This is a genomic window from Mesorhizobium sp. M0030, from assembly GCF_040323695.1.
Classification (GTDB): Bacteria; Pseudomonadota; Alphaproteobacteria; order Rhizobiales; family Rhizobiaceae; genus Mesorhizobium.
Map to the genome: position 1 here is coordinate 22,568 of NZ_JAMYVE010000022.1, position 13,100 is coordinate 35,667.

Annotated in this window: 9 protein-coding genes; 2 read left to right on the forward strand and 7 right to left on the reverse strand. The window is 61.1% G+C overall.

The features are described 5' to 3' along the window. Position 1 precedes the first annotated feature (1 nt). The 4 genes from NKJ80_RS29410 to NKJ80_RS29425 all read right to left on the reverse strand — a co-directional run bounded on the left by NKJ80_RS29410 (position 2) and on the right by NKJ80_RS29425 (position 6,766). Entirely contained in the window at positions 2 to 1,900 is a 1,899-nt protein-coding gene (locus NKJ80_RS29410) for an ABC transporter substrate-binding protein (protein WP_352498839.1), read from the reverse strand. Beyond that, positions 1,897 to 3,792, reverse strand: a complete 1,896-nt coding sequence (locus tag NKJ80_RS29415) for an ABC transporter ATP-binding protein (protein ID WP_023710305.1) — start codon at positions 3,790 to 3,792, stop codon at positions 1,897 to 1,899. Before NKJ80_RS29415 ends, NKJ80_RS29410 begins: the two co-directional genes overlap by 4 nt. Before the next feature lie 151 nt (positions 3,793 to 3,943). After that, positions 3,944 to 5,284 carry an adenylate/guanylate cyclase domain-containing protein gene (locus NKJ80_RS29420; protein WP_023672139.1) on the reverse strand — a complete coding sequence of 447 codons (1,341 nt, stop codon included), beginning with the start codon at positions 5,282 to 5,284 and terminating at the stop codon, positions 3,944 to 3,946. A 303-nt stretch (positions 5,285 to 5,587) separates the two neighbouring features. After that, positions 5,588 to 6,766 carry a DUF3095 domain-containing protein gene (locus NKJ80_RS29425; RefSeq protein WP_027050460.1) on the reverse strand — a complete coding sequence of 393 codons (1,179 nt, stop codon included), beginning with the start codon at positions 6,764 to 6,766 and terminating at the stop codon, positions 5,588 to 5,590. 74 nt (positions 6,767 to 6,840) lie between these two features. On the opposite strand from NKJ80_RS29425, the gene NKJ80_RS29430 reads away from it, so the two are divergent. Both NKJ80_RS29430 and NKJ80_RS29435 read left to right on the forward strand, forming a co-directional pair. Next, complete coding sequence (locus tag NKJ80_RS29430) at positions 6,841 to 7,929, forward strand: glycosyltransferase family 4 protein (RefSeq protein ID WP_352498840.1); 1,089 nt, start codon at positions 6,841 to 6,843, stop codon at positions 7,927 to 7,929. Continuing rightward, entirely contained in the window at positions 7,926 to 8,684 is a 759-nt protein-coding gene (locus NKJ80_RS29435; protein WP_352498841.1) for a polysaccharide deacetylase family protein, read from the forward strand. Before NKJ80_RS29430 ends, NKJ80_RS29435 begins: the two co-directional genes overlap by 4 nt. A 1-nt stretch (position 8,685) precedes the next feature. On the opposite strand, the gene NKJ80_RS29440 is transcribed toward NKJ80_RS29435, so the two are convergent. From NKJ80_RS29440 to NKJ80_RS29450, 3 genes are all read right to left on the reverse strand, one after another. Continuing rightward, the gene (locus NKJ80_RS29440) at positions 8,686 to 9,540 is read right to left on the reverse strand and encodes an MBL fold metallo-hydrolase (protein ID WP_023692895.1); all 855 of its coding nucleotides are present in this window, start codon (positions 9,538 to 9,540) and stop codon (positions 8,686 to 8,688) included. Between the two features lie 111 nt (positions 9,541 to 9,651). Continuing rightward, a complete protein-coding gene (locus NKJ80_RS29445) occupies positions 9,652 to 10,119 on the reverse strand; it encodes a cyclic nucleotide-binding domain-containing protein (RefSeq protein ID WP_023672144.1) in 468 nt (155 codons plus the stop codon). Positions 10,120 to 10,153: 34 nt separating this feature from the next. After that, complete coding sequence (locus NKJ80_RS29450) at positions 10,154 to 12,868, reverse strand: ABC transporter transmembrane domain-containing protein (RefSeq protein ID WP_023706793.1); 2,715 nt, start codon at positions 12,866 to 12,868, stop codon at positions 10,154 to 10,156. Positions 12,869 to 13,100: the final 232 nt, after the last annotated feature.

The window sequence follows — 13,100 nt, forward strand, 5'->3', positions numbered from 1 at the left end:
CTCAGGAGCCTCCAAGCCAGAATGTGTCCAGCAAATAGACACCGAAATAGGAGGTCGGGTCGTAGCCGTAGAGTGCTTTGTCAGGCAGGTTGCGCAGCCGCGAGGATACCAGAATCGGCTGAAGTGTTTCGTTCACCGTACCGATAGAGAACACCTGATCGGTGTAGATCGACAGCATCGAGTTCCAGATTTCGGCGCGCTCGCTGGATTCGGTCGACCCGTTCCAGCGCTTGAGCAAGGCCATCAACTCGACCACTTCAGGAACATCGGGCGCCTCACCCATCTTGCCATGCGACAGATAGTAAGCGCCCCAGAGCGGCCATTGCAGCTGGTCGTCGATGGTGGGGGCCAGCTGGTATGGATTCATGTCGGCGGTCGGCACGCCATTGTCGATGCCCGACGACATCGACATCAGGATCTGGCCGCCAAGCGCGCGGCTGCGGAAGATGTCGCGCTGCGAAGTCCGGATGAACAAAGCGATGCCTATCTTGCGCCAGTGATCGGTGATGAGTTCGAGCGCATCGGTTTCCAGCGTGCTTTCGCCGGCCGTTTCCACGATGATCTGCGCCGGGCGTCCATCGGGAAGTAGCCGCAGGCCGTCGTCGTCACGGGCCTGAAGCCCGACCTCGTCAAGCAGTGCATTGGCCTGGTCGGGATCGTGGGCGACCCAGGCTTTCGCGAATTCCGGCCGGTAGAGCGGGCTCTCCGGCAAGACCGTATCGGCGCTTTCCTGCGCCAATCCGTAGAAGACGGCCATGTTGATCTCGCGCCGGTCCACAGCGAGCGAAAGTGCGCGGCGCACGCGCACGTCACGCAAAAGGCCACGCCACACCGGGTCGGCACAATTCAGATTGGGCATGAGCGCCAGCCGCGAACCCTGTGTGCGTTTCCACAGATGCATCTTCACCGGGTAGCGCTTCTCCGCGTCCTTCAGGAAGGAGTAATCGCTGAAGTCGATTCCCATGCATTGCAGGTCGCTCTCGCCCGCACCGGTCTTGGCGGAGATGATCGCCGACGAGCTGACATTCATGATGATCCGGTCGACATAGGGCAGTTGCCGGCCGTTCTCGTCTGTTCGATGAAAGAACGGGTTGCGCTCGAAGATGAACTGCTCGGCCGGCGGCTTGGTCCGGTTCTGCCAGGGGTCGAGTGTCGGCAGATCCGGGTTCTCCGGGCGATACTGCCGCGACATGCGGATGTGCAGCAGCGTCCATTTTGCGGTCCGGTTCTCCTTCATCAGGCCGGCGAGCCGGAATGGATCCTGATATTTCTTGTGGAACTGCTTGAGATAGGCGGCTGGCAAAACAAGCGGTGTCGGCGAAGCAGCGGCAAGTTTGGGCAGGAAGTCGGGATTGGGCGCGTCCCAACTGTAGCGGACCGTCAACGGATCGACGATCTCGAAACGTGGCGGCTTGCCGTCCGCCAGCAGGGCAGGGGCGAGCCCCCCTTGCGAAAGCTCATCGTTCAGCCAGACATCTTCCCAGCAATAACGAAAATCCTCCGGCGTCAGCAGGCTGCCGTCTGACCATTTATGGCCTTCACGAATCTTGAACGTGAAGACGCGATCATCCTTTACGTCGAAACTTTCGAGAATGTCGGCCTGAAAGTTAAGCTTTTCGTCATAGCCGACCAGCCGGGAATACCCGTAGATCGTCATCATCCGGATATCTTTCTGGCTGCCGATGATCGTACGCAGCGTGCCGCCATACTGGCCGGGCTGCCGGCCCATCGCCGCGAGGTTCAACGCGCGCGGGCTCTTGGGCAGGCGCTCCGCGAGTGGCGGCAGAGCCCTGGCTTTCAGCTGCGGCTGAAGAAAATCCGGCTCCAGATCGCCGGCGCGCGCCGTGCCCGGCAGAAATGCCGAAGCCATGAGACCAAGGACAATGCGGCGGCTGATCAATGGCGTAACTCGCTGACATCGGCCGAACGTCGGGCCAGCACGAGATGGCCGCCGCCGAGATCGAGCGGCGACAGCATATCCTCTTCGCCCTCGTCGCGGAATTGCGGGCCCCATGCGCTGGTGTCGGAAGCGCCGCCGAGCTTCAGCGTCTTGAAATCCATGGGCCGGTCGAGATCGGGGAAAGGGACTGCGGCGAGCAGTGAGCGCGTGTAGGGGTGGATCGGTTTCCTGAGCAGAATTTCGCGCGGCGCAAGCTCGACGATACGCCCGCCGCACATCACAGCGATGCGGTCCGCCATGTAGTCCACCACCGCCAGATTGTGGGATATGAACAGGTAGGTCAGGCCCAGTTCCTTCTGCAGGTCCTTCAGAAGGTTCAGGATCTGCGCCTGCACGGAGACATCGAGCGCCGAAACCGGCTCGTCGCAGATCAGCAGTTCAGGCCCCAGCGCCAACGCGCGCGCGATGCCGATACGCTGACGCTGCCCGCCGGAGAAGCTGTGGGGATAACGCTGGATGAAGCGCGGATCGAGCCCGATTGCCTGCATCAGGCTCTTGACCGTGGCTAGCCGGGACGCGGCATTGCCACGTTGATGGATTTCCAGGGGCTCGCTCAAGATGTTTTCCACCGTCATGCGAGGCGAAAGCGACGAAACCGGATCCTGGAAGACCATCTGGAGTTTCGCGCGCAGCAAGCGCAGAGCGTCTCCCTCGGCTTCCAGGACGTCGATCGGTCCGTCGCGGCCGTTGAAGATCACGGAGCCGCCGGTAGGGGTGACGGCCCGCATCAGGATCTTGCTGACGGTGGTTTTGCCGCAGCCGCTTTCGCCAACCAGGCCCAGGCACTCACCTCGCCTGATGTCGAAGCTGACGCCGTCCACGGCGCGAACTGAGGTCTGATGGCTCCCGCCGAACCATCCGGAGTTGCGGATGGTGTAGACCTTTTTCAGATCCCTGACCGACAGCAGAATGTCGTCCGGCCCCTTCGCTTCCGGCGCCGTCTGCTTGCCCAGCAGGGTCCCGACATTCACCGGCACCTCGCGGAGCGCCTTCAGCCTTTCGCCAGGTTTCAGGTCGAAATGCGGGACGGCTGCCATCAGGCCCTTCAGGTAAGGGTGGCCTGGCCGGCGGAATATTGCCTCCACAGGGCCCGCTTCCATGATCTCGCCATGGTACATGACCACCACCTCGTCGGCGACATTGGCAACCACGCCGAGGTCGTGTGTGATCAGCAGCATTGCCATGTTGAGCTTGGTCTGGAGTCCACGAAGCAATTGCAGGATTTGCGCCTGGATGGTGACGTCCAACGCCGTCGTCGGCTCATCGGCGATCAACAGAGCGGGCCGGCAGATAAGCGCCATGGCGATCATAGCGCGTTGCCGCAATCCTCCCGAAAGTTCGAACGGATACATGTCGTAGGCGCGCTTGGGATTGGGAAACCCGACGAGGCCGAGCATTTCCTCGGTCCGTGCCTTGCGCTCCGTCCGGTCCATGTGCGTATGAATCTGCAGGGATTCGCTGACCTGGTTGCCGATCGTGTGCAGCGGCGACAGCGATGTCATCGGCTCCTGAAAGATCTTGCCGATGCGGCTGCCTCTCAACGCCCGGATTTCGGGTCCGTCTCGCGGCATCTGCAGGATATCCTGCGTCGTGCCGGGCTTTTTGGGATCGGAAAACAGGATACGGCCGCGAACATGGGCCGTGTTCGGCAAAATGCCCATCACGGCCTGGCTGAGAACCGATTTTCCGGAACCGGACTCACCGACAAGCGCGGTGACCTTGCCGGGCAGGACGCGAAGATTTGCCCGCCTGACGGCATGCAACGGTCCCCCGACAATGGCAAAAGAGATGCCAACATCCTCGATCCGCAGCAGATCAACGCCTGCATCCATTCCCACACCAGCCCCAATCTGGCGCCTCCCGACCGGCCCCAAAAAGCAAGACTAGCGCATTGTCAGCGCAGAGCAACTTGGATTCGAAACGAATTCCCCGGCGACCGGCGGCCGGACAGCATACCAGGGCGTCCAGATCGGATGGTGGTGACTACTGGAGCTTCCTCCGGTCGCCCGCCGACAGCCGCGCGGCATCGCGATGAAGTAGCATGACCTGCTCGGCGTCCGATATCCGATCGTGAAACGGCTGCAGCGCAGCGTCTTCATCGAGTGCGAGAGCACCCGACAGATCGGGTGAAAGCACCGTCAGCTTCTGCTTGCTGCCCGCCAGTTCCTCCTCGCCGAGCGTCAGCCAGCTGTTGGCCCCGCAATAGCCGGCGAAGTCCTTGCTGGCGAGAACGCTGTGCGGATATTTCTTAGTCAGGGTCTGGAGACGCTGGACCTCGTTTACAGCCGAGCCGAAGACGGAGAATGTGAGTCGGTCGGTAAGCCCGACATTGCCGAACATCACATTGCCGACATGCAGGCCGATACCAAATTTTATGTCGCCCAGTCCTTGCTCTTTTCTGCGCAGATTGAGCTCCATCATGCGCATGCTGGCCTTGTGCGCAGCCGCAAGAGCAGCCTGGCAGGCGATCTCTGACTGCGCGCGGTGCCTTTCGCAGGGGTAGACGGCAATGAATCCATCCCCCAGGAAACTCATGATCTGCCCGCCTTTGCGATTGAAAGGTGCTGCGATGGCATCGAAAAACTGGTTCAGCGTATCGATATAGACTTCGCGGCCGGAGGTTTCGGCGAGCCTTGTCGACCCGCGCATATCGCCCATCACCAGCGCGGCCCGGATTGTATCGCCCTCGCCGCGCTTGATCTGGCCGTCCAGCACGCGCCTGCCGGCGTCACCGCCGAGATACGTGGTCATCATGTTGTCGGCGAGCTTGGTGAGCACCGCCATCTTGCTTGCTATAGCGAGATGGTTCTGGATCCGCAGCAGCGCCGAAATCATGCTGTCGCTGAAGCCTGAAGCACTGTCGGTGGACCAGGACCCCAACATGCCCTGACTTGTATCGCCGTTGAAGGGATGGACGAAAGCCATGTAATCGGTGACGCCCATAAGCCTGAGCTCATCGAAAACAGGAAACTCCGACCGCACCGACGGGTCGAGCCGGCGCCGCAGATGGTCGAGCTTGTTGCTGAGCAGATGGTAGTATGGGCTGGTCAGGAATCTGTCGGAATGGACGCCGTTCTCACTCCGGAAGCCTTCCACTTCCAGGCCTTGGCCGCGAATCCAGGTGAAACCGAGCGCGTCATAAAGCGGATGCAGCATCGAAAAGCTCAAATGCACCCGCTTCAGCGGCAGGCCGGCAGCAGCCAGCCGTTCACAAAAACCCTTGACCAATGTTTCCAGGTCGTCGCCCGCCAGCGCCGATTGGGTCAGCCAATCGGCAACCTTATCCATGAGAATGTTGGAAATTTCTGCTTGCGCTGTGCTCATGCTATCTCGAAACCCGTCGAAGACGAGCCATCTCCTTTGATCCGCAAAATTCTCGAAGTCAATGAAGCCGGCTTCGGGGGCAGAAGCCGGCGAAGAATATCCCGAATGACTGTCCTTGCAGGAAGCAAGCAGACGTCGACCGCACAAATCACCTGCAACACTATGTGGCGAGGCTGCCGGCGAAGTGCAATCCCGATCCTGACATCGCGCAAATAATTGGTCGGCTCAGGCACCGTTGGGCTCGCCGGGTCCCAAGAACCATGGCCGCGGCGCATTGCGGAAAATCGATTCCCCAAGCCGTCATCAGACCGGCGCCTTCGCCTTCAGGCTTGCGGCAGCCATTGCATAGCCGCCGGCGGCGCCATCGATGAAGTGAACATGATCGCGCTGCAGCGGCGAGATGACGAGGCATGTCATCAAGGCCGACTTCTGGCGGTGCAGGCCATAGTTGCAGATGCCGGCCTCTTCCGCTTGTTTCAGCCGGTTCTCGATCCGCTGCAACACATCCGCGTCGACGTCGATGGTCATCTTTAAGCCGTCGTCGAACTTGCGGAAATCCGAATTGCTGGCCACCTCGCGCTTGTAGACCTTCGGATCGAAACCGCCGATCGTCCAGCCCAATTTGTCGGTGACGGCCGTAAGCGTCATCAGGAAGATCACCCACAGCTTGGCCAGCCACCGCCGCCCCGGCGGCGCCGTGGCCCGTGCCTCGACATCGAGACCGGCGGGCAAGAGACTATAGGCCGGACCGTCCACCGGCACCGGGTGGCCATCGCGCTCCTGCCTGCCGGCAAGGGTGATGATGTCGGAAGCCAGAAACTGGAAACCACGCAAGTCGCGCGATGCCCCGGGCACGGCTATGATCGAGACAATTTCGCCATGCCGGGCTTCGATCGGGTTCCAGCGGCAGGAGAGGCCGGTCAGATCCGGCCGCGCGCCGGCCGGGGCGGGGTCGACGCGGTAGCGCCCGGCTTTCATTTCGGCTTCCGCCCAACTGCCGCCGCCGCCGGCGAACATGGCATAGAAGGCTGCTTCGGAGGCCTGGAACCTCGCCACGCGAACGTCGAGGCCTTGCGCTCTTATGTCCTTTATCGGCACGATTGCGGCACGCAAGGTCAGGTCCAGTTCGTCCGCCACCCATCTCTGGACAGAAGCCAGCGCGTTACGGGCGATCTCCAGCGCCGAGCCGGGAAACGCCACGAGCGCGCCGTCGCCGCCGAAGACGAAGGGAAGATCTTGCCGGCCCAGTGCATTGAGCAGCGCCGAAATGACGCTGGCGCCGGCCATATTGACGGTTTTGTAGCGCCCGGCCTCGATCGCCTTGGTCGAGCCGACGATGTCGGCGGTGGCCAGCGCCCAGCCATCGGGGAGAGGCCGATAGTTGTCGATATCGGCAACGCTTTCGAACTTTGCGAAGACCGGCAAAGAAGCGACGAACGGGTCGGACGCGACAGCTGTTTCCATAAGCATCAGATAGCACATTCCAGCGCTTGAAGGTGAAGTCGATCATGCCTCGAAATTGACTTGGGCAGGCTTTGCGATGATAGGATCGCGCGATGCGAATTGCCTTCTACGCCCCGCTGAAGTCGCCCAATCATCCCGTTGTCTCCGGCGACCGCCAGATGGCACGGATGCTGGTCCAGGCGCTGCAGCATGGCGGGCATAGCGTCGAACTGGCATCGGAGTTGCGCTTCTATCTACGCCAGCCGGAACCGAAAAGTTTCGATGCGCTCATGATCGAGGCCCGGGACGAAGCCGCGCGACTGACAAGGCTTTGGGACCGTGACGGCAAGCCCGATCTCTGGTTCTCCTATCATCCCTACTACAAGGCGCCCGACCTGATCGGGCCCGAGCTGGCGTTGGCCTTTGCCATCCCCTATGTGACGGCCGAAGCCTCCTATTCCGAACGGCGCAACGCCGGTTCGTGGGCCGATAGCCAGGCATTGGTGGCGCGAGCCATCGAGCAGGCGGCGCTGAACATCTGCTTCACGCAAAGGGATCGCCAGGGGCTGGCGGATGCTGTTCCCCACGCCGCTCTCGGTATGCTTTCACCCTTCATCGACACATCGGCATTCCACGAAATGCCGGTACTGGATTATCCGACGCGCCTCGTGACCGTCGCCATGATGCGCCCGGGCGACAAGGTCTTGAGCTATCGCATGCTGGCGCAGGCGCTCGGGTTGATCGGCCATCTCCCCTGGACGCTGTCGGTCGTCGGGGACGGACCTGCCCGTGACGAGGTAAAGGCGCAATTCGCCGGCTTGCCCGCCGACCGTATCGAATGGCTTGGCGCTATTGAGCCGGTCGCCGTGCCGGATGTCCTCTATCGCGGGGGAATCTACGTCTGGCCGGGTTACGGCGAGGCCTATGGCATTGCCTATCTTGAAGCACAGGCCGCCGGCCTTCCGGTGGTGGCTCAGGACATTGCCGGCGTGCCGGAGGTCGTGCGGCATGGCCAGACCGGGTTTCTCACCCCGCCAGGCGATGTAGCGGCGTTCGCTTCCGCAATTGCAAGGCTTCTGGCCAACAATGACGAAAGAACCGTCATGGCTGCAGAGGCCAGACGTTTCGTTCTCGAAGAACGCTCTCTCGGTGCTGCAAAGGCCCGTCTGGCGGAACTTCTCAAGATGATCCCGTTGTCATGACATCCGACCCGATTTGGCAGCCCCTGGTGGACGAGCTGGCGCACCGGCAACGGGCGGGCCGCAAGGCAGAGTTCTGGCTGCGCGACGATGACGCCGTGGATCCGACGCCGGCGCTCGATCGGTTGCTCGACCTCACCGGTGACTTCGGGGTGCCGGTCACTCTGGCCGTCATTCCGGCCCGGACCGACGGGACGCTTGTCGTCCGGCTTGACGCGGCGCCGCATGCCACGGTCGCCATTCATGGCTGGGCGCACCGAAATCATGCGCCCGAGGGTCAAAAAAAGCAGGAGCTCGGCGCGCATCGGCCACGCGAGGTGGTGCTGGATGAGCTGGCCGGCGGGCTGTCGCGCGTAACAGGCCTGCACGGCGCACGTGCGGTTCCGATGCTGGTGCCGCCCTGGAACCGGATCGACGCCGGCCTGGTACCCGACCTCGGATCGATAGGATTTGCGGCATTGTCGGTGTTCGGGCCGCCAAGGCCGGCTTCCTTGGCGGTCATCAACAGCAATGTCGACATCATGGATTGGCATGGCACGCGCGGCTGCCGCGATCATGGTCTGTTGGTTCAGGCCATCGTCGCGCAATTGCAGCGTGCATTCGACGGCGGCGAACCGGTCGGCCTGCTCACCCACCATCTCGTCCATGATGAATCGGCATGGCTTTTCCTCGAACGGCTGTTCACGATCACCGCGCGGACCGAAGCCTGCGCATGGCTTCCGATCAGCACATTGACCGAACGCAGCGCCGGAAAATAGCTCAGCGCTTTTTGTTCACTGAAGTTGGGAATGTGAGCGTCTGGCCATCCCGCGCCGCAAAAGCGCCGGCAAACCTGTCCTTGGCCAGTTTCTCCATCTCGTCCAGCTCATCGTCGGTGCGTGCCGGATCGTGGTGAAACAGCGCAAGCCCGCGCGCGCCGGCCGCCTCGCAGAGCTTGACGCCCTGTTGCCATGTCGAGTGCCCGTTGCCGCGGTAGCGCTCCATTTCCTCCTCGGTGTAGGTGCAGTCGTAAATGACGAGGTCGGCATCTCTGATCAGGCCGAGCACCGCCTGGTCGAGTTTGCCCGGCTCGTGCTCGGTGTCTGTGATGACCGCCACGACGCGGCCCCCCCATTCGACCCGGTAGCCGATGCAGCCGCCCGGATGGGTAAGACTACCGGTTCGTACAACAACTCCTTCGCGTGGCCGAAGCAGGTCTCCGGATGCGAAATCGCGGCAGTCGAGGCTCGCCTTGCAGACACCGAGTGTCACCGGAAACCATGGCGGCCGAATGAATTCATCGACCATCTGCCGCGTCGTCATGCGTCCAGCCAGATGCCCGGACCAAAGCGTAACTTTGATGCCTCGTTCATAAATAGGCTTGAAAGCCGGCAGCCCGATGATGTGATCGTAATGGCAATGGGTGAAAAACAGGTCGAAATCGGTGACGCCCGCCGCCCGAAGCGTCCTGCCGGCAGGCCGCAAGCCGGAGCCCGCGTCGAACAGAAGCGTATGCTTGCCGCATTGCATCTCGATGCAGATCGTGTTGCCGCCATAGCGAGCAAATTCTGGCCCCGACACCGCAATGCTGCCGCGCACGCCCCAAAACCTGACAAGGAAGAAATCGTCGTCCATGCACCCTTTCGCCCATCGTAGCCAACCAACTGCTGCCAGAGTCGTTCCAGGAAAGGTGTGACACGGTTCCGGAAACTGCATCAAAACAAAGAAACAGAGCGGCTCGCCGCTTCAGTGCAACTGTGAATCGCTCTCGGCCGTTCGTGCGTCGATCAGGTCCGCGGTCGTACTGCTTAGCCTATCGGCAAGAACCCGCAATATCTCGATGGTCATTTCGGGAAACTCCTTCATAAGCCTCAGGAAATGGTCCTTGCGGATTCTCAAGGCCTCCAGCTCACTTGCCGCTTTGACGGTGGCAGTACGGGAGCTGTTGCACAATATGGCAATCTCGCCAACGATCGAATTTGGCAGCAATTCAGCAACTTTGATCGGCCCATTGTCGGAATCGACCAGAATATCCGCGCTGCCCGAAAGGATGACATAGGCGGCGTCTGCCTCGTCGCCCTGCCGGAAAAGAATCTGGCCGGCACTGTAGTTCACGCGATCGGACGTGAACGCGAGCAGCTTGAGCTTTGTCGGCTCGATGCCAGAGAACAAGGGAACGCGTTGCAGCATTCCAACTTCATCCTTGAGCAGCATTGTCGCAAACCTTCCTGAATTCGCGTTTGCCAGACTATGACACAAGTTCCTTGAAGATACCGTTTCCCGCCAAGAGTGTCTCGTGTGTTCCGTCTTCCACCAATTGGCCTGAGTCAAAGACCACAACCCGATCGAACATCGCCGCCATTGCCGGATTCGTCACCACCCACACAATTGCCGGCGAATGGCCGTCGCGTCTGGCTTCGTCGAGCACATTCCGCAACACTTTGTCCTGCACGCGCTGGTCGAGCGCCGACAGCGGCCGATTGAGAATGAGGAAATCGGGACGCTTGAGCAAGGCGCGGGCAACATCGAGCTTCTGTCGCTGTCCGCCGGTCAGCCGCCTGCCGGCGGCGCCGACGTTGAAGTCCAGGCCGACATCCAGAAGCTCGGCATAAAGTCCCAGTTCGTCAAGAATATCATAGACGATGGAGCGAATACGGTCCGGCGCGTCGGGATGGTTGTTGCCGACACGCCCGAACAGGACGTTGTCCATGACGGTGGCCGCGGCGATGTATTTGGCAGGATCAAACCGTTCGACAGCTTTCTCCAGCTCGGCCGGCAGGTTTTCATAGAACTGGTTGCGTGCAGCGATGATCTTGCTCATCAGCTCGTCGGTCAACAGGCCGAAGCGATGCCGGGGCTCGATATAGGCAAAGCTTAAGGTGACCATCATGGCGCGGTCGTTCTCCGAAACCGCATCGTAGGGGCGATTCTTGAGCCGTTGCAGCAAGGTTTCGTAGGCGGGTATCTCCTCGGCGCTCATGAAGGCGAGCTGCTGGAAGAACTGGTGTTCGGGCGGCAGGTCGGCAAACAGCTCGATCGCCTGTTCGGCGATCTCCATGCCCATTTCGTAGAGCGTGCGGTCGAGGCCGGCTTGCTTCAGCACGGAAGCAAAATAGGGATTGGACGCCAGTGCCTTGTGAGCCAGTTCGGGGCCGGCCGCGGCGCCGAAGAGCAGGTTCTGGCCGATCGTCGCTTCCTTGTTGTAGGCGCCCGGTTCAAAAGGAACCACCAGCGCGCTCAGGCCTTCTTCCTCCAACCGGGTTCGCAGCGCCGCACGCAATTCGACGATCCGCTCGGCAAGCTTCGTGTGGCGCTTGAGGTCGGCCGAAGAGCGCAAGCCAAGATCCAGAATGTCGCGCGACAGAAGAACCGCGTCGAGCACCCGGCGCACGGCTTCGAAGAGGTCGTGCGGGCCGGTGGCGCCGGCGGAGGCATAGTTGATCCAGTCGCTGCGGATATCGAGATCCGGATTGCCCGACCGGCGCGCCTCGTCGATATTCCAACGGTGCTGGTCCGCCGCTGCGCCGTCATATGTCACCGATGTCAGCGGCGCATGCTTCAAACCGTAGAGCAAATTGTCGCGCAGGCTTGCCTGGAACAGGAAAACATCCGACGAAGCGTAGGACATGCGCCGGCCGGTCACGGCTTCGGGGAGATCAAGCAAGTCATCGGAGCCCGAAACGATCCTTCCGCTGTCCGGCCAGGTCAGCCGCGCAAAGGCTTCCGCAAGCGCCTCCGCTCCCCCTGTTGCGGTGCTGACCAGAGCCACCGTCTCACCCGGCTTGACCTCGAGCGAGATGCGATTGAGGAGCATTGCGCCGCCATCGTCTGCTATCGACAGGCTGACCGCCGACAGCGGCTTGGTCATCGGATCGGGATCGTCGACCGTCAGTGCTCCGATTTCCGGCGCGATGATATTCTCGACGGTGAACTGTTCGACGACCTGCTGATATTTGACCTGGACATCCTGCCGGTCCTGATCCCAGTCGATCAGTTCCTTCATCGGTCCGGGCAAGTCCTTGTAAGCGCCGATCACGGCCACGAGCTGGCCGACATCCAACCTCCCCTGGATGACCAGATAGCCACCGATCATGTAAAACAGAAAGGGCGTGAGCTGCGCGAGAAAATTGTTGAGGAACTTTACCATGAATTTCCATTGGTAAAGATCGAAGCGGATTTTGAAGATGAGCCCGAGCCGGGCTGCTATGTCGGCGCGCTCGTAGTTCGACGTATCGTGGACGTGAACCGCGCCGATGCCGTCGACGATTTCGCCAACCCGGCCTGAAAGCGCGCGCGCCGTCAACTGCCGCTGGCGCCCGAGCACGAGCAGCCGCCGCCGCATTCGCGGGATAAGCACGATCTGGATCGCCACGATCACGACCGCTATCATTCCGAGCCAGACGTTCTGGACCATGATGAACAGCATGGCCGTCAGCGCCTGGCCGCCGAGCAGCACCGGCTGCAGGAAGGCATCGCCAATGAAGCCGCCCAGCGGCTCCACCTCGTCCTTCACCATGGTCGCCACTTCGGCGGATTTCACCCGCTTGAAGTAAACCGGCGGAAACCGCAGCACACGATCGACCAGATCGAAACGAATACGCCGCAGCATGCGTTCGCCGAGCCGGCCCTTGTAAGTGTTGATGTAGAGCTTGAACAAGCCGTTGATGACGACCAGCAAGAGGAAAACAAGGCTGAGCGCAAGCAGCGTCGACGTGCGGTCGAGCTGAAAACCGGAGAAGAACTGCACCTCGCCGATGAACGGCAGGTTATAGTGCAACCTCATGAATGGCAGGGTCGCGCCCGGTTGCTCGAACCCCTTGCCCTGGATCGGGCCGTTGACGATCAGCTTCGGCAGGTCGAACGACATGAAATACGGGACCATCGAAAGCACGACGATCATCAATATCCAGAGCTGCTGCTTCCTGGTGTGCGTCCAGATATAGCGGGCTAGGCTGGTTTCCATATGCGATTGTCAGTTTGAAGGATGCAGAATGTAAAGGCACCTGCTGGCGAATGGTGTATCGGCCATGTCTTCGCTGCCATCGACCAGTTCGAAGCGGCAGCTGCGCGCCAGACGGATGGGCGCCGATGGTCCGGACAAATTCAATCGGCCTCCTCCGGGCAATGGCGAAACGGCTTGCGGCACAGTCGCGTCCGCAAGTCGAACAGGCAAGAGGCAAGATTGCGTTGTGTCG